This is a genomic window from Thalassospira lucentensis (genome assembly GCF_032921865.1).
Lineage (GTDB): Bacteria > Pseudomonadota > Alphaproteobacteria > Rhodospirillales > Thalassospiraceae > Thalassospira > Thalassospira lucentensis_A.
In genome coordinates, this window is sequence record NZ_CP136684.1 from 2,570,356 (window position 1) to 2,590,315 (window position 19,960).

The 19,960-nt window shown below is 53.9% G+C and carries 23 protein-coding genes; 14 read left to right on the forward strand and 9 right to left on the reverse strand.

The window, feature by feature from the left end; translation table 11 throughout:
* Positions 1 to 40: 40 nt before the first annotated feature.
* The 5 genes from fliP to csrA all read right to left on the reverse strand — a co-directional run bounded on the left by fliP (position 41) and on the right by csrA (position 2,771).
* Entirely contained in the window at positions 41 to 865 is an 825-nt protein-coding gene (gene fliP, locus R1T41_RS12445; protein WP_062961024.1) for a flagellar type III secretion system pore protein FliP, read from the reverse strand.
* On the reverse strand, positions 862 to 1,224 hold the full coding sequence (locus R1T41_RS12450; protein WP_062952876.1) for a FliO/MopB family protein: 363 nt from the start codon (positions 1,222 to 1,224) through the stop codon (positions 862 to 864). Before R1T41_RS12450 ends, fliP begins: the two co-directional genes overlap by 4 nt.
* A 148-nt stretch (positions 1,225 to 1,372) precedes the next feature.
* Positions 1,373 to 1,711 carry a hypothetical protein gene (locus tag R1T41_RS12455; RefSeq protein WP_062952875.1) on the reverse strand — a complete coding sequence of 113 codons (339 nt, stop codon included), beginning with the start codon at positions 1,709 to 1,711 and terminating at the stop codon, positions 1,373 to 1,375.
* Complete coding sequence (locus R1T41_RS12460; protein WP_062952874.1) at positions 1,701 to 2,129, reverse strand: EscU/YscU/HrcU family type III secretion system export apparatus switch protein; 429 nt, start codon at positions 2,127 to 2,129, stop codon at positions 1,701 to 1,703. Before R1T41_RS12460 ends, R1T41_RS12455 begins: the two co-directional genes overlap by 11 nt.
* A gap of 276 nt (positions 2,130 to 2,405) precedes the next feature.
* Positions 2,406 to 2,771 (reverse strand): carbon storage regulator CsrA, encoded by a 366-nt coding sequence (csrA, locus tag R1T41_RS12465; RefSeq protein ID WP_317337299.1) that lies wholly within the window; start codon positions 2,769 to 2,771, stop codon positions 2,406 to 2,408.
* A 194-nt stretch (positions 2,772 to 2,965) separates the two neighbouring features.
* Between csrA and flgB the strand changes: the two genes are divergently transcribed.
* From flgB to R1T41_RS12505, 8 genes are all read left to right on the forward strand, one after another.
* Positions 2,966 to 3,367 carry a flagellar basal body rod protein FlgB gene (flgB, locus tag R1T41_RS12470; RefSeq protein WP_062952873.1) on the forward strand — a complete coding sequence of 134 codons (402 nt, stop codon included), beginning with the start codon at positions 2,966 to 2,968 and terminating at the stop codon, positions 3,365 to 3,367.
* 24 nt (positions 3,368 to 3,391) lie between these two features.
* Positions 3,392 to 3,799, forward strand: a complete 408-nt coding sequence (gene flgC, locus R1T41_RS12475) for a flagellar basal body rod protein FlgC (protein WP_062952872.1) — start codon at positions 3,392 to 3,394, stop codon at positions 3,797 to 3,799.
* Between the two features lie 47 nt (positions 3,800 to 3,846).
* Entirely contained in the window at positions 3,847 to 4,173 is a 327-nt protein-coding gene (gene fliE / locus R1T41_RS12480; RefSeq protein ID WP_062952871.1) for a flagellar hook-basal body complex protein FliE, read from the forward strand.
* A 166-nt stretch (positions 4,174 to 4,339) separates the two neighbouring features.
* A complete protein-coding gene (gene fliQ / locus R1T41_RS12485; protein WP_062952870.1) occupies positions 4,340 to 4,609 on the forward strand; it encodes a flagellar biosynthesis protein FliQ in 270 nt (89 codons plus the stop codon).
* Positions 4,610 to 4,645: 36 nt separating this feature from the next.
* On the forward strand, positions 4,646 to 5,410 hold the full coding sequence (fliR, locus tag R1T41_RS12490; protein WP_062952869.1) for a flagellar biosynthetic protein FliR: 765 nt from the start codon (positions 4,646 to 4,648) through the stop codon (positions 5,408 to 5,410).
* Positions 5,411 to 5,460: 50 nt separating this feature from the next.
* Positions 5,461 to 6,531, forward strand: coding sequence for a flagellar biosynthesis protein FlhB (gene flhB, locus R1T41_RS12495; RefSeq protein WP_062952868.1), 1,071 nt, complete (start codon positions 5,461 to 5,463; stop codon positions 6,529 to 6,531).
* A 131-nt stretch (positions 6,532 to 6,662) separates the two neighbouring features.
* Positions 6,663 to 7,544 carry a class A beta-lactamase gene (gene bla / locus R1T41_RS12500; RefSeq protein ID WP_317337302.1) on the forward strand — a complete coding sequence of 294 codons (882 nt, stop codon included), beginning with the start codon at positions 6,663 to 6,665 and terminating at the stop codon, positions 7,542 to 7,544.
* Positions 7,545 to 7,670: 126 nt separating this feature from the next.
* Positions 7,671 to 10,301, forward strand: coding sequence for a PAS domain-containing sensor histidine kinase (locus tag R1T41_RS12505; RefSeq protein ID WP_062961018.1), 2,631 nt, complete (start codon positions 7,671 to 7,673; stop codon positions 10,299 to 10,301).
* A gap of 36 nt (positions 10,302 to 10,337) precedes the next feature.
* Here the strand turns inward: R1T41_RS12505 and R1T41_RS12510 are convergent, their stop codons facing one another.
* Positions 10,338 to 11,234 (reverse strand): LysR family transcriptional regulator, encoded by an 897-nt coding sequence (locus tag R1T41_RS12510; RefSeq protein WP_062952865.1) that lies wholly within the window; start codon positions 11,232 to 11,234, stop codon positions 10,338 to 10,340.
* A 152-nt stretch (positions 11,235 to 11,386) separates the two neighbouring features.
* Between R1T41_RS12510 and R1T41_RS12515 the strand changes: the two genes are divergently transcribed.
* From R1T41_RS12515 to R1T41_RS12540, 6 genes are all read left to right on the forward strand, one after another.
* Entirely contained in the window at positions 11,387 to 12,064 is a 678-nt protein-coding gene (locus R1T41_RS12515) for a hydrolase (protein ID WP_062952864.1), read from the forward strand.
* Positions 12,065 to 12,252: 188 nt separating this feature from the next.
* On the forward strand, positions 12,253 to 14,115 hold the full coding sequence (locus R1T41_RS12520) for an amidohydrolase (RefSeq protein ID WP_317337304.1): 1,863 nt from the start codon (positions 12,253 to 12,255) through the stop codon (positions 14,113 to 14,115).
* A 96-nt stretch (positions 14,116 to 14,211) separates the two neighbouring features.
* Positions 14,212 to 14,433 (forward strand): DUF1427 family protein, encoded by a 222-nt coding sequence (locus tag R1T41_RS12525; RefSeq protein WP_297206039.1) that lies wholly within the window; start codon positions 14,212 to 14,214, stop codon positions 14,431 to 14,433.
* 4 nt (positions 14,434 to 14,437) lie between these two features.
* The gene (locus R1T41_RS12530) at positions 14,438 to 14,602 is read left to right on the forward strand and encodes a DUF1427 family protein (protein ID WP_062952861.1); all 165 of its coding nucleotides are present in this window, start codon (positions 14,438 to 14,440) and stop codon (positions 14,600 to 14,602) included.
* A gap of 12 nt (positions 14,603 to 14,614) precedes the next feature.
* Positions 14,615 to 16,219, forward strand: a complete 1,605-nt coding sequence (locus R1T41_RS12535) for an MFS transporter (protein WP_317337305.1) — start codon at positions 14,615 to 14,617, stop codon at positions 16,217 to 16,219.
* Positions 16,220 to 16,370: 151 nt separating this feature from the next.
* A complete protein-coding gene (locus R1T41_RS12540) occupies positions 16,371 to 17,078 on the forward strand; it encodes a hypothetical protein (RefSeq protein ID WP_411045423.1) in 708 nt (235 codons plus the stop codon).
* Between the two features lie 27 nt (positions 17,079 to 17,105).
* Here the strand turns inward: R1T41_RS12540 and R1T41_RS12545 are convergent, their stop codons facing one another.
* The 3 genes from R1T41_RS12545 to blaOXA form a co-directional block, all read right to left on the reverse strand.
* Positions 17,106 to 18,143: a sodium:calcium antiporter gene (locus R1T41_RS12545; protein ID WP_317337306.1), complete on the reverse strand. Its 1,038-nt coding sequence runs from the start codon at positions 18,141 to 18,143 to the stop codon at positions 17,106 to 17,108.
* A gap of 102 nt (positions 18,144 to 18,245) precedes the next feature.
* Positions 18,246 to 19,019 carry a PH domain-containing protein gene (locus tag R1T41_RS12550; protein WP_317337307.1) on the reverse strand — a complete coding sequence of 258 codons (774 nt, stop codon included), beginning with the start codon at positions 19,017 to 19,019 and terminating at the stop codon, positions 18,246 to 18,248.
* A gap of 79 nt (positions 19,020 to 19,098) precedes the next feature.
* Positions 19,099 to 19,905, reverse strand: coding sequence for a class D beta-lactamase (gene blaOXA / locus R1T41_RS12555; RefSeq protein ID WP_317337309.1), 807 nt, complete (start codon positions 19,903 to 19,905; stop codon positions 19,099 to 19,101).
* Between the last annotated feature and the right edge of the window lie 55 nt (positions 19,906 to 19,960).

The window sequence follows — 19,960 nt, forward strand, 5'->3', positions numbered from 1 at the left end:
GCAAGGCGGCTTTTATTTTTGGAGCTTGCGCTAATGGCCGCTAACCGCCGAAACTCTCTACCAGCGATCCCGATATCAGATACCATCCATCGACCATCACAAAGAAAATCAGTTTGAATGGCAACGAGATGATCACCGGTGGCAACATCATCATACCCATTGACATCAGGATACTGGCAACCACCATGTCGATGATCAGGAACGGGATAAACAGCAGAAAGCCGATTTCAAACGCACGGCGCAATTCGCTGATCATGAAGGCCGGAATCAGTGCGCGCAGCGGGATGGTTTCCGGGCCGGTTACCTCGACATTGGCAAGATTAACGAACAGCTCAAGATCGCGGTCGCGCACCTGCGTCATCATGAAATCATGAACCGGTCTGACGGATCTTTCCATGCCTTCGAATTCGTCGATATCACCGTTGATCATCGGCTGCAGGCCTTCGTCCCAAACGCGTTCCATCGTTGGCATCATAATGAACAATGTCAGAAACAGCGCCAGACTGACCATGACCTGGTTGGGCGGTGATTGCTGAATGCCAAGGGCTGTGCGCAGCAGGCTGAGTACCACAACAATCCGGGTAAAGGACGTAACCATCATCAGGATGGCAGGGGCAAGGCTCAGTACCGTGATCAGGCCAATAAGCTGGATCATCCGACCCGATGAAGTCACGCCGGGTCCTTCGCCAAGATCGAAATTGAATGTTTGGGCATGGACAGTGTCGCCGCCAAATCCGATAGCGATCAGTGGTACCAGCGACCACACAGCCGATAGTACCAACCAGCGCGGCACGTTACCACTGTGCGCGGTTTGTTTATGCCTGACCTGTTCTTGTCGGGAATGTGAAGCGGGCGCGATGCTCATGCGGGTTGTTTCCCGGTGGTCGAAAGCGGTGTTTCTTCGGAGAGGCCATCATCGCCGTGAATGCGCATATCGTTACCAAGTACTTCGGAAAAATGTGTGCCGATATTGCGCTCTATCACGCAATCGCCGGCAGGGCCCAACAAAACCAGATGTTCCGTATCGTCACGTTTGAAAAGAACCAGTCGACGTTTGGTATCAACCGGAACGACTTCGACGATTGAAAGTCGGCGTTCCTTATTGCGGCGATTGATGTTTCGCGCGCCGGGAATAAAACGCCGTGCAACCAGCGCCAAAACCCCGATCATGCCCAGTACAAAGACAAGGGCAGCCACAAACCGGAAATAAGCGCTAAATTCCATCAGGTTACCTTCCCCGCGACGGACCTGTGATGTTGCCCGGTTTTATGATCCGGACCCCGTTCTGTTTACCGTGCACAGGCGATACAGGCAAGCCACCATCGGATTTCGCGATCCGCGTTGCGCCGCAAACCGGTGTGACGGAACTTGCTCAGCGGGTGGTCCGGGCTGCATGCGCATAGGCATTGGTTGCCTGTGCGTTATTGCTAAGACCGCGCAACTGGCGTTGCAGTTCGGAATATTCCTTGTGCATCGTGGTTTCGAGACGTGCCAGATCGTCGGTCAGAGCCGCCAGAAGTGGTGCGACCTCGCGGCGCTGTTCACCATTCATGGCACGTGCCTGCACACACAGATCGGAAATTTTGGTTTCCAGTGTATTCAGCTCGACCACTTTGCCGTCATCGACAAATCGCTGACTGGCCGTGATCAGGGATAAAACACGCTTGAGATCTTTTTTGAACTGATCGGGTTTGAATTGTTCAGGGCTCATTTGGATCTTCCCGGTTGCGATCTGCAAAACTGTTTGCCGACACTTGGTCGATATTCGACGTTGTCGGTCGTTTCTTCGCCGGATCACCGTAAATCCGGTTGATACGGTATATATAGTTCAGAATCTCGGCGACGGCAGCGAACGCTTCGAGCGGTATCTCGCTATCGACGTCCACAGCCATCAGAATTTCTGCAAGATCGCTGTCTTTGCGGACTTTGATCCCGTTGGCAAAAGCGAGTTGCAATATCTGTTCCGCAACACTGCCTTCGCCCTTCGCGCTTAATATCGGCGCGTTATCCCGGCCATGGGCATAGCTTAGCGCCACGGCTTTTTGGTCGTTGGAACCGGGCGCGGCAAGATTTTCCGTGCGGATTTCGCGCGGATCGGTGATGTCGACCTTGGGTCGGTTACCGGTCATTCTTGCCCATCTCGTCAAGTTCCCGCGTTTTGCGCGGCTCTATCGCCCTTCACAAGCCTCGACCATAGCCAGAAGATGGTCAACAAATCGTTGCCGTCACCTGCAACCGGTCAGAATGTTGATGATGCTGTAACGGAGCAGGTAGGGGCCGGCATAGGCAAATCCGACAGATGGGGTCAATATCCCGGCTACCTGCCAGGAGGATGACGAGATTGCCTGTCGTATGTCGGTGATCTTGCATCCCCGGCCCATGCCGGTGATTGCGCGACCGAAAAATCAGTCTTTACCGTCGTCTTTGTCGGCGTCAGGACTGTTTTTCATATTGTCGGTAACCGCATTGGCCACCTGCCCCAACTGACGCACAAGATCCGCACTGGCCGCAGCCGAACGGTTTTCTTCCTGAATGCGATCATAAAGTTCGCGCCGCAGGACCTGCACATCTTCGGGAAAGGTGAAGCCCAGCTTCACGGTTTTGCCGCGAACCTCAACGACGGTAACTTCGATGTTGTCGTCAATAACAACGGAGTCGCCAACTTTTCGTGTGAGATAGAGCATGAAATGTCCCGGTTTCGATAGATGGCGAAAGAAATTCGCCAGACGCGACACAATATGCCCGCTTTGTCCGTCGCGGTCCAGTGCCACCGATAGTAACCCGGCCTGGCATTGTAATTTAACGCTTTTCCGGCTTTTGGCACGCCTCATGCAGTGTAGTTTTCAGGATCGAGCAGGGCGGCAAAAATCACCTTTCGCAAGATCCGGGGCCCGATCCGGGCACGGCGTTAACTTCGACTTTACCGGCCCACCTAATACTGGGGTCGCGATAACAGGAGCAGGCAATGGATATCGGCAAACTTGGCATGTTCGCCAATCTGAAAGAAAAGATGGACTGGCTGACGCAGCGTCAGGAAGTCATCGCGCAGAATATTGCCAACTCCGATACGCCGAATTACCGCGCCAACGACCTTAAAGAATTCGACCCGAAGACCATCGGTCGCGACCGCCAGTTCATTCTGGCGATGCAGGCAACCGCACCGGGTCACAGTCAGGGCCTGCACAAACCGCAGAACTTCAAGGACGAGGAAGTGCGCAAGAACTATGAGGTCGCGCCCGGCAAAAATGCAGTCATCCTTGAAGAGCAGATGGTCAAGATGAACGAAAACCAGGTCGATTATCAGACCATGACCCGACTTTATGCCAAGCATAAGTCAATGATGATTTCGGCTTTGGGCCGCGCATAAGCAGCGTTGAAGGAATAAGCGATCATGGAACTTTACAAAGCTTTTAAAATTTCCGCTGCTGGCATGCGTGCACAGGGTACCCGACTTCGTATCGCGGCTGAAAACGTTGCCAACGCAGACAGCCTTCCGACCGCACAGGGGCAGGACCCGTATCGCCGCAAGCTGCTGACTTTCAAGAATGTGATGGATCGCGAAATCGGCGTCGAGCTAGTCAAGGTCAATAAAGTCATGACGGACAAGTCCGATTTTGGTATGAAATACGAACCGAGCCATCCGGCCGCCAATGATCAGGGTTATGTTCAGACCCCGAATGTTGAAACGCTGGTCGAAATGATGGATTTGCGCGAAGCACAGAGAAGCTATGAAGCCAACCTCAATGTGATACAGTCTTCGCGCAGCATGCTGCTCAAGACCCTTGATATTCTGCAGTAAGTCACAAAATATCAGGTCTGCGAACGCCGCTTTAAGGATACGAACCGATGGTTGCCAGTTTCAACGATGCCATTTCTGCCTACCGTAACGCTGCAAGCGGTAAAACCGCGAGCGTGGCCGAGCGTGTTGGCGGTAACGGTCAGACCGTCAACCCGGGGGAAAGTTTTGCCGACATGGTGAAGGGGGCGGCAATTGATGCCCGTGCAACCATGGTGAACAGCGAACAGATGACCCAGAAGGCCATCGTTGGTGACGCAGAACTGCATGAAGTGGTGACCGCTGTTTCGGCTGCCGAAGTAACACTTCGTACTGTGGTCAGTGTTCGTGACAAGGCCGTTGAAGCCTATCAGAGTGTATTGAGCATGCCGATCTGACGGTTGATTGAATTGTCAGATGGATGTTTTGGACAAGCCGCACGATATTCGTGCGGTTTTTTGTTTTTGCGGTGACCGAATTGAAATTACAGGAAATCATGGCCCATCACCGGTCTTATCCTGTATGAATGATGTAACGTGACGGAAGACGAGGCAGGAAGACCCGATGGATCAAGCGGAAATCATGGACGTGGCCTATGATGCCGTATGGACTCTTCTGAAGGTCAGTACACCCTTGATGCTGATTGCATTGGGGGTTGGTTTGGTTATCGCGCTGTTTCAGGCTTTGACCCAAATCCAGGAAATGACCCTGACTTTTGTACCCAAAATCCTCGTGATTTTTATCGCGCTGCTGGTGCTTTTGCCGTTCATGATGACGGAAATGACCGAATTCATGGGACGAATGGTCGATCATTTTATTGGCCTGCCGAATTAGCGAAACAAACCCAATAACAGGACATCCTGAAAGAAGATGAATCTCGATGATCTTCTGACACTTAATGTCTATGTGGTCCTGATGAGCTTTGCCAGGGTCGGGGCGGCCTTTGCCTTTATGCCTGGAATCGGGGCAAGGGTTGTACCCGCAAGGGTTCGGCTGGTTTTTGCTTTTTGGGTGGCAGTGGTGATTTCACCGCTGGCGGGTCCGTTGATCCCCGAACAGCCTGCAGATGCGCCGACGCTTTTTGTCCATCTGGCCTATGAACTGACCATCGGAGCATTTTTTGGTTTGTTTGGGCAGGTCATGATGGCGGGTTTGCAAACGGCCGGTTCGATTATTGCCTATAGTTCTTCGATGGCAAACGCCTTCAGCGGTGATGCGCTGTCGGGGGCGCAAAGTGCGGTAACAGGCAACTTCATCACGCAGATCGGCATGGTTTTGATTTTTGTAACCGGCCTTGATCATCTGATGATACAGGCCGTGTTTGAAAGCTATTCCCTGTTTCCGCCGGGTGGCGCCTTGCCGGTTGGTGATATGAGCGAATTTTTCGCACGTGCGATCAATGAGAGTTTTGTCATCGCGATGAAAATCTCCGCGCCGTTCCTGATCGTTGCAATCGTGCTGCAGGTGGCGTTGGGCATTTTGAACAAGCTGATGCCCCAGTTGCCGGTGTTCTTTGTCGCCATGCCGGTTCAGATCGGGTTGGCTTTTGTGCTTCTGGCACTGGCATTGCCGACCATGATGATGGTATTTTTGGAATATTACGAGAACGGGTTGGAAAGTTTCGTCAACCCCTAGGGACCGCCAACCTTTCGGCATAATGCCGGGCAATCCGGAATGGTATGGGAATGGCCGACGAAGACGACAGCCAAAAGACAGAAGACCCCACAAGTAAAAAGCTTGAGGACGCCCGAAAGAAAGGGCAGGTACCGGTTTCCAAGGAAGTCGGTAACTTCATGTTGCTATTTGGCGGTGGTCTGGTGATGACCATGATGGCACCCGGTATGGCGCAATCCGTCCGGGATCTTGCGGTTGGATTTATCGAACATCCGCATATGTATGATGTCAGCCAGGCAGGCCTGCCGGTACTGATGAAGGATGTGCTGTTGGGAATGCTTTATGTGTTGGGCATTCCTTTTGTTCTTTTGATGTTTTTTGCTGCTGCCGGGCATTTGCTGCAAAACGGCCTGGTCATCGCCGTTGAGCGTATTTCTCCCAAACCGGATAAACTTAACCCTCTGAATGGGGCGAAGAACCTGTTCTCGATGAAGAACATGGTCGAATTCGTCAAAAACGTTTTCAAGATTGTTCTGGTCGGTGCAGTCCTGGGGTTTGTGATTGTTCCCGAACTGATGGATGTTGAGCTTTATCCTCAGATGCCGATCGAAATGGCGCTGGAACGGCTTTACGATATGATCATTATTCTGATGATCGCAGCCATTTCGCTGACAGCCGTGATTGCGGGGCTCGATTTTGCCTATCAGCGCTATGAATTCACCAAGCAGATGAAAATGTCCAAGCAGGAGATCAAGGACGAATACAAACAGACCGAGGGCAGCCCGGAAATCAAGGCCAAGGTCCGCCAGATCAGGATGCAGCGCGCCCAGCAGCGCATGATGCAAAACGTGCCCAGTGCCGACGTCGTGATCACCAACCCGACGCACTATGCGGTGGCGCTGAAATATGATGTCGGTGTAATGGAAGCCCCGATGTGTGTCGCCAAGGGGCAGGACAATATCGCGCTTAAAATCCGTGAAGTAGCCGAAGAAAACAACGTCACCATTATGGAAAATCCACCAGTTGCGCGTGCCTTGTTTGCAACAGTGGAAGTCGATCAGGAAATCCCGCCCGAACATTACAAGGCGGTTGCCGAAATCATCTCGTTCGTTTTCCGCCAGCGCGGCAAGAAGCTGGGTTGAGTGCAGGCCCAGATGGCCACTCGCAAGTTCGACCTTTCGACATTATTGCGCCAAAATTCGGCCGTTAATCCCGGTGACAAGCAGCCTGCCTCGTTATCTGTTTGTTTTTGTTTCCGGGAAGTCTGCAAAATATGTCTGCGTTTAAAAAAGCCGTTCTGGTATCTGCTACCGTTCTATCGTTGCTGGTGCCGTTCGGGATGCCGATGGCTGCATCGGCTAATGATCGCCTGACGGATGCCATTCACGCGGTTGAAACCCGGCTTGATGCGAGGGTTGGCGTCAGTATTCTGAATGTGGAAAACGGCCGGGAATGGCAATATCGTGCAGATGAACGTTTCCCGCTGACAAGCACGTTCAAGCTTCTTGCCTGTGGGGCGATACTCCACAAGGTCGACCTTGGAACAGAAACGCTTGATCGCCGGATTATCTACGGCGTCGAAGATCTGGTGACTTATTCACCGACAACCGAAAAGCACGTTGATGGCGGGATGACGATCGGGGAATTGTGCGAAGCCACCCTGCATCTGAGTGATAATACAGCAGCCAACCTGATCCTTGATGCTTTGGGCGGGCCGGATGAACTGACCGCCTATTTGCGTGATATTGGCGATGATGTGACCCGACTTGACCGGATCGAACCCGATCTGAATACGGCAAAACCGGGCGATCCACGCGATACCACAACACCCGATGCCATGCGCGCTTCGCTTGCCTATCTATTGCTTGGCGATGCCCTGTCCGCAGATTCCCGACAGCTTCTTGAAGACTGGCTAACGGGTAATCAGGTCGGTGGTCCGTTGCTGCGGGCCGGTTTGCCCGACGACTGGAAGATTGCGGACCGAACTGGGGCAGGCGGGTTTGGATCGCGTGCGATTGTGGCAGTGATCTGGCCGCCGGAACAAAAGCCGGTGATTGTTGCGATCTATATAACCCAAACATCTGCATCAATGGATGAACGCAATGCTGCGATTGCCGATTTGGGGCAGGAAATTGCGGCTGCGATCATGCGCTAGGTCTGGGGTCCGGGCAGAGTACATTATGTCTTCCGACTAATGTAAAACTTGCCGGTAGCCAGTCAGCCCAATAGCAGCTAAAAGTATAGAGCAATATTGTAAGTTATTGGCGTTAAAGGCGGTCGCGTGCTGTTTCGGGGAATTATCCTTGCTGTAAGTGTCGCATTTGTCGCTTTTGTTTATGTCCTGTTGCAGGTCATGGCAAAGGCTGGCCTTGATGTGCGTATCATGTGGATCATCGGGTCCATGGTAACGGGGGTGGCGATCGTTGCGGTGGCCGCCCTGTCACTGTCTGCACGCTGGCGATCAGCCGGTGATCGTGACCTAGCACCATTACTGAATGGTCTGGCGCATTCCGATATTGGTGTTGCTCTGATCGATGCCTATGGCCGCACGCTTTATGCCAATCCTGCCTTTCCCCGCAAACTCGGTATCGAACCGGGCGAAGACATGCTTGCCGCACTTGAGGCACGCCTGAGCTATCTGGATGTCGGCAGTTCCGAACTGGCCGATTTGCGTACGCGTGCAATGCGCGGCGAGGCCGGCGAGATTTATGTCGATTTTTCCCAGTCCAAAAAGCCCGAGCAACTGGCCCTTGCGGCTCCTGCCGAGCCTGCGGACAGTGACGCAATCGGGAATGATACCGGTAACGACGACGCATCGTCAGAAGACATTGCTGAAGAAACCTACGAAGCCGGAACGGCCTGTCTTCGCATTTCAGTGACGGCGGCAAATGCCCGTGCGGGTCAGATGCTTTGGACTGTTGACGGTATTGATCCCTCCGCCATGCCAGAACCGGGTCGTTCACTTGTTATTGCAGAACAGTCTGCTGCTTTTGGTGCGTTTGTTACCGGTTCGGATGATGAAATGACCGTCGGCGGAGTGGCCTCGCGGATGGCTGATGGTGCCGGAAGCGAACAGGCCGACCAGATGATTGAACGTCTGCCTGTCGGTGTCTGCGGTCTGGATGAAGAAGGCCGCATTCTTTATCTGAACCGGCGTCTGGCAAGCTGGCTTGGCGGTGAACCCGAAGATTTTGCCAGCGGCACGCTGGAACTGGCTGATCTTATTGTCGGCGATGGCATGAATGGCGAGGTAAAGCTCAAGGTCAAGGGCGGCGAGCCCATCAAATGCTTTGTCACCCATTCGATCAATGCACCTGGCACTGGCCCGATCCGAAGCCAGGCGGTGGTCTTCCCTGATCCGATGCCGGCTCATGAATGGGAACATGCGCTTGCGGAAACAGAACGGCGGGTGCGCTGGTTCTTTGATGACAGCCCGCTTTCGATTGTTCTGGCTGATATGTCCGGTACCGTCACCGACGCCAACCGCGCCTTTATCGAGACGGCGGGGCAGCGTCATGAGCGGGTGATCGGTCGATCCATTCTTGAACTGATCGTTCCCGAGGATCGCGACGAGGTCGCGCGCTATCTGTCCAAGGCTGTCATGGGTATGGGCAAGGGTGGTCAGATCGAAGCACGTCTGCAGGGTTCGCGTGGGGTGGCCGCACAGATTTACCTGCAACGTGTGGCCGGACGCTCGGGTGAAGCCGGTGCGCTTCTGCTGAACTTCCTTGATACGACCGAACAAAAGAACCTTGAGGAACAATTTGCCCAGTCGCAGAAAATGCAGGCCGTCGGCCAGCTTGCGGGCGGGGTTGCGCATGATTTCAATAATCTGCTGACTGCGATGATCGGTTTCTGCGATCTGTTGCTGTCGCGGCACGGGCCAGGTGACCCCAGCTTCGCCGACATCATGCAGATCAAACAGAATGCCAATCGTGCTGCCAATCTCGTCCGGCAGCTTTTGGCGTTTTCGCGCCGTCAGACATTGCAGCCGAAAATCATCAATATTACCGATGCGCTGGCAGAAATGTCGAACCTGCTGCGCCGCCTGATTGGTGAAAAGATTGATCTGAAGGTCAGTCACGGGCGCGATATCGGGTTGGTAAAGGTTGACCCGGGGCAGCTCGATCAGGTGATTATCAACCTTGTTGTCAATGCGCGCGATGCCATGGCGGCCAATGGCGGGACATTGACGGTTCAGACCGGTACCGAGATTGTCGACGAGGCGCGTAATACCGGCACCGAACTGATCCCGCCGGGGGATTACATCCGGATCGAGGTTTCCGATACTGGTATAGGTATTCCCAAGGATAACCTGACGCGTATTTTCGAACCCTTCTTCTCGACCAAACAGCGCGGCGAAGGAACGGGACTTGGTCTTTCGACCGTTTACGGGATCGTCAAACAGACCGGTGGTTTCGTGGCCGTTCAGTCGGAACCCGGTGTTGGAACGACCTTTACGATCTATCTGCCGCGCTACGAAGCAACCGAGGAAGAACTGGCCGAAACCCGCGCGGTGGCAGAAGAAGCCCCGTCACGCGATCTGACCGGTACCGGTGCGATCCTTCTGGTCGAGGACGAGGATGCCGTGCGGACATTCGGCGCTCGTGCACTTCGCGGCAAGGGTTATGACGTGCTTGAAGCCAATAATGGCGATAACGCGCTTGAGGTTCTGGCCAAAACCGACAAGACCATCGATCTGGTCATTTCCGATGTGGTGATGCCGGGGATCGATGGCCCGACATTGATCCGGATGCTGCGCGAAAAGCGTCCGGATTTGCGGGTCATCTTTATTTCGGGCTATGCCGAAGATACCTATCGTGACGAACTTGACGAAGAAAACGGTGTTCACTTCCTACCCAAACCCTTTTCGCTCAAGGATCTTGCGACCAAGGTCAAGGAAGTCCTGTAATCGATATTCCGTTGGCTTGTTTACACAGTCTTTTGGTCAGAAGTGAACAGCTGAGTATTCCTCGGCGACCATATCGGTGAACAGGCGTACTTTTGATGACAGATGCCGGGTCGGCGGATAGATGACCTGCAGGCAAAGCTTCGGCAGTTCGTAATCCTCAAGCAGCTTGACCAATCTTTTGTATTTGAAAGCATCGCGAAGGGCATATTCCGGAAGCACGGATATGCCCAGACCGTTTTCGACCCAGACCATCAATGCTTCCATATTGTTGGTCTTCATCGCAGATTCTGCTTTGATTTCGACCCGGCCATTGGCTGTCTGATAGACCCAGTTCCGCATGCGATTGCGGTTTGCGTAGACAATCAGCTTGTGATTGCGCAGATCGGCCGGGGTTTGTGGCATTCCGTATTTCCGAACATACATCGGCGCCGCACAGGTGACATATTTCAGCGTCGCGATGCGATGATCAACCAGATTGGTTTCTTCATCCGGGCGGGCGATTCGCACGATCAGGTCATAGCCTTCCGATACCGGGTCGACCAGTCGGGTTTCCAAATCCATTGAAACCGTCATATCCGGATAGACTTTTACAAAATTCGCCACGGTTTGGGCGAAGTTGATACCCTGAAAGGGCAGGGGCGCACTAATGCGCAAATGTCCTGACGGTGTCGAAGACGTTGTCGTAACGGCAAGGTCAATCTCGTCAAGATCATCAAGCACCTGCCGGGCACGTTCATAATAAACCTGCCCCGTACTGGTGGTCGCAACGCTTCGCGTCGATCGCTGAAGAAGCTGCGTATTCAACCTTTCTTCAAGACCCATGACCAATCGGCTTACCGTAGACCGGGGCAGGCGTGATGCCCGTGCCGCTGCGGTAAAGCCGGAATTCTCAACCACTGCGACAAAAGCACGCAGTTCAGCAAAACGATCCATCGTTAATTTGTCTCAAATTTGGGATAATTTGTCTCAAAATAACAGAATTGTTCCATTTTTAAAAGATGTCATTATCTCCTCATCACCCGAGCACAGATGAAAACGGGTGGGGATCAACAGGCAAGACTTACGTCATTAACAGGAGAATTATCATGTCAAAGCTCGAACTTCTTACTCCGAAAAATTCGCAGATCATCTTCATCGATCATCAACCGCAAATGGCATTCGGCGTTCAGTCGATTGACCGCCAGGTTCTGAAAAACAACACCGTTGGCCTTGCGAAGGCAGCCAAGATTTTCAACATCCCGACCACGATCACGACCGTCGAAACCGAGAGCTTCTCGGGCCATACCTATCCGGAACTTCTGGCAGTATTTCCTGAAAATCCGCTTCTTGAACGGACCTCGATGAATTCCTGGGACGATCAGAAAGTACGCGATGCACTGGCGGCAAACGGCCGCAAAAAAGTAATCGTTTCCGGCCTGTGGACCGAAGTCTGTAACAACTCCTTCGCGTTCTGTGCAATGCTTGAAGGCGGTTATGAAATCTATATGGTCGCCGATGCATCCGGCGGTACGTCGGTCGATGCGCATAATTATGCGATGGATCGTATGGTGCAGGCCGGTGTCGTACCGGTCACCTGGCAGCAGGTTCTGCTGGAATGGCAGCGCGACTGGGCACACCGTGAAACCTACAACGATGTAATGGCACTCGTGAAAGAACATTCCGGCGCATATGGCATGGGCGTCGATTATGCCTACACCATGGTTCACAAGGCACCGGAACGTGTCGAACACGGTCCGCGCCTCGCACCGCAGGCTGCTTCCTGATGTTAGGGCACGACGGAAAGGGGATCTCCGTCGTGCCTTTTCTTTTTGGCAGTGGACCGGTCAATCGCTTGTCTCAGGCTGCCTTTTTTGCAGGGATCAAATCAATGAAACGCCGGACTTTCGTGAAAGGTGTTGCCGCCACGGCCGCCTTGTCGACTTTGCCGATTACAGGGATCAGGAGCCAGCAAATGAAAGACACCGCCGACACCATCATTTACAACGCCAAGGTCACGACACTCGACCCAAAGACTCCGGAAGCAGAAGCCATCGCGATTGCCGATGGCAAGGTTCTTGCGGTCGGTGACGAAGCCGGGATACGCAAACTGGCCGATCGCAAAACCAAAATGATCAATGGCGGCGGCCGTCGCATCATTCCGGGGCTGAATGACAGCCATACCCACCTTATTCGCGGTGGTCTTAACTTCAACATGGAATTGCGCTGGGAAAACGTGCCGTCCGTTGCCGACGCGCTACGCATGCTTAAAACGCAGGCGGCTGTCACGCCAGCCCCGCAATGGGTGCGTGTTGTTGGCGGCTGGTCGGAATTCCAGTTTGCCGAACGCCGGATGCCAACCCTTGATGAAATCAATGCTGCCGCACCAGATACGCCGGTTTTCATCCTGCACCTTTATGGGCGTGCTTTATTGAACCAGGCCGCAATCAAGGTTCTTGGTTTTGATAAAAACACACCAAACCCGCCCGGTGGTGTCATTGAAAAGGATGCCAAGGGTAATCCGACCGGTTTGCTGCTGGCGAAACCATCTGCCTTGATTCTGTATTCTACGCTGGCCAAGGGTCCCAAGCTTCCGATTGAGGATCAGATCAATTCCACCCGTCACTATATGCGCGAAATGAACCGTCTTGGCATCACCAGCGTCATTGATGCGGGCGGCGGCGGGCAGAATTATCCCGAAGATTACGATGTCATTCAGCGTTTGCATGATGATAGACAAATGACTGTGCGCATCGCCTATAACCTGTTTGCGCAAAACGCCGGGAACGAGCTTAGCGATTATGAACGCTGGGTCGGAATGACCGAACCGGGTGCTGGCGATGATATGTTGCGGATGAACGGCGCCGGTGAAAACCTTGCCTGGTCCGCAGCAGATTTTGAAAACTTCCTTGAACCGCGCCCCGATCTGGCACCGGTCATGGAAAGCGAACTCGAACCCATCGTCGAATTGCTGGCTGAACGCGAATGGCCGTTCCGCATTCATGCGACCTATGACGAAACCATCGACCGTTTCCTCGGTGTTTTCGAACGGGTGAATGGCAAACAGCCGTTCAAGACGCGGTTTATCATTGATCATGCCGAGACCGTTTCCGAACGCAATATCGAACGGATCAAGGCACTGGGCGGCGGGATCGCGATCCAGCATCGCATGGCATTCCAGGGCGAATATTTTGTCGACCGTTACGGCAAGGATGCTGCCATGGCGACCCCGCCTGTTTCCAAAATGCTGGAATATGGTCTTCCGGTCGGGGCGGGAACGGATGCGACCCGCGTTGCATCCTATGACCCGTGGGTCGGTCTTTACTGGCTTACTACCGGCAAGACGGTTGGCGGTATGTCACTTTATGACAATGACAACGTTCTTGATCGTGAAACTGCACTCATGCTGTGGACAAAAGGGTCGGCATGGTTCTCGGGCGAGGCGGATGTCAAAGGTACGCTGGCACCTGGACAATATGCCGATCTGGCCATCCTTTCCGCTGACTATCTAAGCGTCCCGCCCGAAGAAATCCGCCGGATTAACTCGGTCATGACCATGGTTGGCGGCAAAGTGGTTTACGGCGAAGGAGGGTATCAGTCCCTGTCGCCGGAAATCCCACCAGCATCTCCTTCGTGGAGTCCGGTTTTGCATCAAAAAAGCCCGGGACAGCGCCCGGAATCCCATGCTCATCACGCGGAGCGCGCATGCCATGACGCATGTAACCATGGTTGCGGTGTCCACGGACATGATCACGGGATTGCCTGGAATAATCCTGTGCCGGTTGCGGATGCGAAATCGTTCTGGGGGGCGCTGGGTTGCTCCTGCTTTGCCGTCTAGCGCCGTTATGGGCCGGGCGGGTCTTACCCGCCCGGTTCACTGAAAGACAAACAGGCAGGGCTTCGATGGGCCGGATGCCGCAACGGATTGAAAATCATGAAAATCGTATTTGGACTTTTGCTGGCGATCCTGATTGGCATCGGTTGCCGGGTGATCGATATCCCGGTTCCTGCCCCGCCTGCCATGACAGGTGCGCTTCTGGTACTTGCCATGACGATTGGCTATCTGGTGGTGGATCGCTGGTTCCCGCATCGTCGCTGTGACAATCGTAAAAATTGCGCTGGTCCGATTGGACACGTGCCCAAGGCTGGAGAGTAGGACCATGTGGCAACTTCTGACCGGGATTGGACTGGGACTTGCGATTGGTGGCGGATGTCGCTGGCTTGATTTGCCTTTGCCAGCGCCTCCGAAAATTGTCGGTGCACTTTTGGTGGTAGCGATGACGGCTGGGTTTGTGATTACCGATCACATCCTGACCGTGCAATAGGGGAAGCTTAAGATGAATACGCAAAAATCAGAAAACACCCCCGGAACCGCAGCGGGCCCGTGGTCGCCTTTCCGCCATCGTGCTTTTGCCTTCCTCTGGATCGCAACCGTTGTTTCAAATATCGGAACATGGATGCATGACGTTGGTGCGGGTTGGTTGATGACGGAACTTTCACCATCCCCCTTCGTCGTCGCACTGGTACAGGCGGCAACCACCTTGCCGGTGTTTCTGTTCGCGATATTTGCCGGTGCTCTGGCCGATCTGATGGATCGTCGCAAGTTGCTGCTTGCGGTCAACCTCGTGATGGCAGGATTGGCGGCGGCTTTGTCATCACTTGTTTATCTGCAACTGGTAACGCCGCCGATCCTGATTGCCTTTACCTTCATGATGGGAACCTGCGCGGCACTTATGGCACCTGCCTGGCAGGCAATTGTCCCGTCGCTGGTTGATAAATCGCGTTTGGCGCCTGCTATCGCGCTGAATTCGATGGGGATCAATGTCAGTCGTGCAATCGGTCCGGCATTGGCCGGCTTCCTGATTGTGTCTGCCGGGCTGGTTGCACCTTTTGCACTTAACGCGATCAGCTTTGTCGGCATTCTGGTTGTGTTGTTCTTCTGGAAACCGGCAAAGCCCGAACAGATTATGCCGCGTGAAAAGGTTTTCGGGGCGATGCGCGCGGGGCTTCGTTATGTATTTAACAGCCCGCCGGTCATTGCGACGCTGGTGCGCGCGGTGGCGTTCTTTGTCTTTGCAAGTGCCTATTGGGCGATGCTGCCGCTGATTGCGCGTGAAGTGTTGTCAGGCGGCCCGCAGCTTTATGGCATCCTGCTTGCCAGTGTCGGTGCCGGGGCGGTTATCGGGGCCGTTGTTTTACCGCGGATCAAGGCGCGTCTGGGGGCTGATAAAACCGTCATGGCCGGAACGGTTGGCACGGCGTCGGTTCTTGTTGCCTTTGCCCTGGTCCAGCAGCCGGTTGTTGCGGTGATCGCATCCTTTATTGCCGGGGCATCGTGGATTGCCGTTCTGTCATCCTTCAATGTTTCCGCACAGACGGCATTGCCTGATTGGGTTCGGGCGCGTGGTTTGTCTGTCTTTCTGACGCTGTTTTTCGGTGCGATGTCGGGTGGCAGTATCCTTTGGGGCTGGGTTGCAGATCAGTTTTCGATTGAAACGGCGCTATTATGTGCGGCAGCCGGGGCGATTGTTCTGATGTTTGCCACCATGCGGTTTGCCCTTAATCAGGGGGCGGACCTTGATCTTGCACCATCGATGCATTGGCCAGAACCGATAATCGGTGAGGATGTCGAACATGATCGCGGCCCTGTCATGATCCGGATTTCCTATCGCATTGCCGATACGGACCGCGAGACTTTTGGTGATCTGATGAAAGCCATGCGCAAGGCGCGCCAGCGTCATGGTGCCTATCATTGGAACCTGTATCAGGACAGCAAGCAGGCTGATCTGTTTACCGAGGTATGGTCTGAAGGCTCATGGATAGAACATCTGCGCCATCACAAACGGGTAACCGGCACTGATCGCGTCCTTCAGGAACAGGTCAACAAACTGCATCAGGGAGAAGACAAGCCGCTGGTCCAACATCTGATCGCCGCACGGTGAAACCAATGCGATTTGTGCTTGTTTTCCAAATCTTGAATTCCCCCATGCCCCGAATTTGAAGTAAGTATCATGATAACAGGCCGGGCCCTTATGTTGGGTGCCCGGTCTGTTTGATTTGGACGCCGTTGGCGTCCCGGGGTGCTTTGGGAAAGTGGTGATGACGTTTTGCGGAAAGTCCAGGTCAGGTGCATCCGGCCTGACCATTTTGGTTTTGATTTCGATCCTGAGCCATTCGACATTAGCCGGCGCCACTGAAAAGTGCCTGATTATTGCCATGCCCGAAGTCCGGATGACCGGGGATGGGATCGAACCCTATCGCGATGCCATGCAAAAGGCGGGTGTATGCGTCAAACCGATACGCATGCCGCTAGCACGGGTTGGACAAGCCGTGTCGCATGGTGAAATTGATGGTGCGCTCGCCGAACTTGAAGGATTTCAACAACGCGTTGACCGCCCGATCATAAGGGGAAATGTCCGCGTTGGACTGGTTGACGGAATGCTGGTGGTGCGGTCCGGAAAGATATCGAGGATAAGCGATCTGACAGATGAGAGTGTTGGTGTCTGGCTTGGTTCCGACTGGTCTGATGTACTATTGGCTGATCATCCCAAAGTCGTGCGTGTTCCGCGCGGGCCCGAAATGATGCAGAAGATGCTGCGGTACGGGCGATTGGACGCAATGCTGCTGGATAGCTATTCGTTGTCGGTCACTGGTGGCACCCCGGACGGATTCCAGGCAATTCCCGTTACGAGCCTTTCGGTCTACAGCTGGCTTGCCGTCGACCATGCCGATTTGCTTCCTGCCTTTGATGAAGGCACGTCATTGTTTTTGAAAATGATTATTGAGTGGCGCCTGAAGTAAGGTGACTTGCCCGGTGTTATCTGCGGCCTATCCCGAAAGATAAAATATCGACATGCCATAAAGGCACAGGATTGAAACGCTCTCCCAGCCGATATTGGCAAGTCCCCTGCGTTCGCGGTTGAGCATCCCCAACAGAAGGATGCCTGTCATCAGTATGACAAGGGCGATGGTAAACAGGTGCTGCGGACTGAATGCGGCGTAAATCGATCCATCGCGATAGGCGAAGTCCGATGCGGCCAGAAACAGAACATCAAACGCATTGCCACCGATAATATCCCCAACTGCCAGATTGACGGCTCCCATGCGGACAGCTGCAATTGCCGAAACAAGTTCGGGCAGCGATGTCGCAATCGCGGTCAGGAAGGTGCCAACTGCTGTCTCGCTAATGCCGGTTTTATCGACGATGGCCAGTCCGCTTTCGCCAATAGTGTAACCGGCGACGGCTGTTATTGCGGCAAAGGCCAGAAACTCTGCCCACAGACGAAGCGTGCTTTCGGGATGGTAATCTGCGTCGTCTTCTTTGGCATCCTCGTCGGTCAGGTCGGTTTTGCGCGGTCGCCACATTGGCTGATGCCTGATTTCGGCGAGCAGTGACAGGCCAAAGCCATACAGAATGAACAACAGGATCGATACCGGATGGATATGCAATATTGTCCAGTCTGGACCAGCATAGGCCAGAAGCGGCAGGGCAAGCATGCTGACCAGCAGGGTTGCCTGCGCCAAGCCGGTTGCGCTGGCCGCGGCATGTTCCAGATTACCCCTGCGATACAGAAAATCGGCGATTGCCAGAAAGGTCGTCTGGGCAGCAATGCCACCCAGCGCATTACCGATGGCAAGATCGGTGTGTCCTTGCCACGCCGTCGTTACCGAAAGCACACTTCCGGGCAGGCTGGTCGACATGCCGACAAAAACCGCACCCGCTATGATTTGTCCCATGCCGGTCCGTTCGGCGAGCTTAAGGGCAATCGTTGCCAACCGAGTTCCGGCGAAGCCGATCACCACTGCACAGATTGAAAACAGTCCGATAATGGACCAAAGCGGAAGGGTTGCAATTGCAGGCAGCATCAAAACGTCTTTTGTTCGGATCTGGCCGCATTTGCACCGGGGCGGCTTTACCTGCCCTTTATGACGCGTCGGGCGCCGTCATGTTCCCTGATTGTGTAAAAGTTAAAACACTTCCCCTTCCGGACGTGCCACCGGCTTGTTTTCGTTGTGTTCAATCGCTTCTTCACGGGCGCGATGCGTGATATCAATCGGCTCGCCGTTGCGGTTATCGGGGCGGACACGGCCAAAGAAATCGGAAAGTTCCTTTGCGACGGTTTCCGGACCTGTCACCTGACGCAGCGTGAAGCTGTGACCTAGCCGGTCGGTAATATGCAGATCACCATAATCAAAGATATTGCCGATTACACTTTTGCTGATCTGGGTGCTTTTGATGGACTCAAACCCGCGATCATCTTGATCTTTTCGCAGAACGCCGCTGCGTGTTACGATCCGGTTATTGGTGATGACACGTTCAAAGAAAAACAGATCGCGAATGGCCGTAAGCGGCAAGAGAATGCTATCGCGTGCAGCGCGCGTTGAAACGCCAAGGGCACGTTTCAAAAGTTTCCAGACAATCGAAATCAGCGCAATGATCACCCCGAACAGGGCAATTGAAAACACGAATTCATATTCTTCCCAAACGCGATCCAGCGCGGCAAAGGCTTCAGGTCCGGTCAGAAGGGCGCGTGCCTGCGGCATGAGGAAATCGTAAATTGCCCGCCAGTGATAGGATGCGTAAATCAGAATCGCAATCCAGATGATCTTGATGAGACCGGGGACAAGGATCGAAACCGGCGAAATCGGCAAATCCATGATGACCACCTCGCCGTCATGCAGATGGCGGCGGATGCCCTTGAAGGGTTTGCTTTCCGCATTGGTGTCGTTTTTCCGGCTCATGCAGTCTGTCCTGTTTTATGCAATCGGTCCAACATAGGCCGCGATCCGAAATTGGCAAGATACAGAAGGATTTACCCGGTCAAAAGGCACCGTCTGTTGCAAAATATTCGGCCAAAAACGTATCGCGTGCAGCAAAACCGGGCGATTTTGCCGGGCGTGTGCTGTCATGGGTCAGTCTGGCAAATGTGATGGTTTGCTCGCCGCGGGTTGCCCAACCCACAAACCAGCCCCACGGTTGCCCCTTGATCGTGCGGCCATCGGCATTTTGCGACAGGCCAGCACCGGTTTTGCCAAATACATGCCAGCCATTTGCCTGAACACCCATGTCAAACAGCCCCATTGCCATTTCGCGGGCCTGTTTGCCGATGGGCAACTCGCCCCGGATCATTTTTGAAATGAATTCGATCTGTTCGGCAGGCGAGATTTGCAAGGACGAGCTTAGCCATGATCGCGTCAGGCCGTTCTGTTTTCCGGCATCCCCGGATACATCGGCATTTCCGTAATCAAAGGATGTGACATAGTTGCGAAACCTTGCCTCTCCCAGTCTGATATTGATCTGTTGCGAATACCAGACGACGGATTGTTCGATCCAGTATTGCGGATCCGTATCCTCGTGCCATGCGGTGCGCCAGTCTGGATAGCCTTCCTTGAACGACCATACGGGATGATGGGCATCGGTCAGGATGCCACTGTCAAATCCCATCAGACTGATGGCGATCTTGAAGGTCGAGGCCGCCGTTGCGCGGGTTTTACATTCTCCTTCCTCAACAATGGTCTTGCCGGTTTTGGTATCCGAAATCAGGGTGCAAACCGTTTTGGTTTCCGCCGTGGCATTGAAGGGGGCGAACATTACGCCAAGAAGAAAAATCAGGCTGGTACGTTGCAAAACGCGATCCTTGTGGATGGGTAAAGTTCGAAGGGTAGGGACGAATGCTGAAGGT

What these genes read in the sequence shown, in the direction of transcription:
- fliP (WP_062961024.1), bottom strand. Translation starts at nt 865, where the DNA reads ATGAGCATCGCGCCCGCTTCACATTCCCGACAAGAACAGGTCAGGCAT.
- R1T41_RS12450 (WP_062952876.1), bottom strand. Translation starts at nt 1,224, where the DNA reads ATGGAATTTAGCGCTTATTTCCGGTTTGTGGCTGCCCTTGTCTTTGTA.
- R1T41_RS12455 (WP_062952875.1), bottom strand. Translation starts at nt 1,711, where the DNA reads ATGAGCCCTGAACAATTCAAACCCGATCAGTTCAAAAAAGATCTCAAG.
- R1T41_RS12460 (WP_062952874.1), bottom strand. Translation starts at nt 2,129, where the DNA reads ATGACCGGTAACCGACCCAAGGTCGACATCACCGATCCGCGCGAAATC.
- flgB (WP_062952873.1), top strand. Translation starts at nt 2,966, where the DNA reads ATGGATATCGGCAAACTTGGCATGTTCGCCAATCTGAAAGAAAAGATG.
- flgC (WP_062952872.1), top strand. Translation starts at nt 3,392, where the DNA reads ATGGAACTTTACAAAGCTTTTAAAATTTCCGCTGCTGGCATGCGTGCA.
- fliE (WP_062952871.1), top strand. Translation starts at nt 3,847, where the DNA reads ATGGTTGCCAGTTTCAACGATGCCATTTCTGCCTACCGTAACGCTGCA.
- fliQ (WP_062952870.1), top strand. Translation starts at nt 4,340, where the DNA reads ATGGATCAAGCGGAAATCATGGACGTGGCCTATGATGCCGTATGGACT.
- fliR (WP_062952869.1), top strand. Translation starts at nt 4,646, where the DNA reads ATGAATCTCGATGATCTTCTGACACTTAATGTCTATGTGGTCCTGATG.
- flhB (WP_062952868.1), top strand. Translation starts at nt 5,461, where the DNA reads ATGGCCGACGAAGACGACAGCCAAAAGACAGAAGACCCCACAAGTAAA.
- bla (WP_317337302.1), top strand. Translation starts at nt 6,663, where the DNA reads ATGTCTGCGTTTAAAAAAGCCGTTCTGGTATCTGCTACCGTTCTATCG.
- R1T41_RS12510 (WP_062952865.1), bottom strand. Translation starts at nt 11,234, where the DNA reads ATGGATCGTTTTGCTGAACTGCGTGCTTTTGTCGCAGTGGTTGAGAAT.
- R1T41_RS12515 (WP_062952864.1), top strand. Translation starts at nt 11,387, where the DNA reads ATGTCAAAGCTCGAACTTCTTACTCCGAAAAATTCGCAGATCATCTTC.
- R1T41_RS12520 (WP_317337304.1), top strand. Translation starts at nt 12,253, where the DNA reads ATGAAAGACACCGCCGACACCATCATTTACAACGCCAAGGTCACGACA.
- R1T41_RS12525 (WP_297206039.1), top strand. Translation starts at nt 14,212, where the DNA reads ATGAAAATCGTATTTGGACTTTTGCTGGCGATCCTGATTGGCATCGGT.
- R1T41_RS12530 (WP_062952861.1), top strand. Translation starts at nt 14,438, where the DNA reads ATGTGGCAACTTCTGACCGGGATTGGACTGGGACTTGCGATTGGTGGC.
- R1T41_RS12535 (WP_317337305.1), top strand. Translation starts at nt 14,615, where the DNA reads ATGAATACGCAAAAATCAGAAAACACCCCCGGAACCGCAGCGGGCCCG.
- R1T41_RS12545 (WP_317337306.1), bottom strand. Translation starts at nt 18,143, where the DNA reads ATGCTGCCTGCAATTGCAACCCTTCCGCTTTGGTCCATTATCGGACTG.
- R1T41_RS12550 (WP_317337307.1), bottom strand. Translation starts at nt 19,019, where the DNA reads ATGAGCCGGAAAAACGACACCAATGCGGAAAGCAAACCCTTCAAGGGC.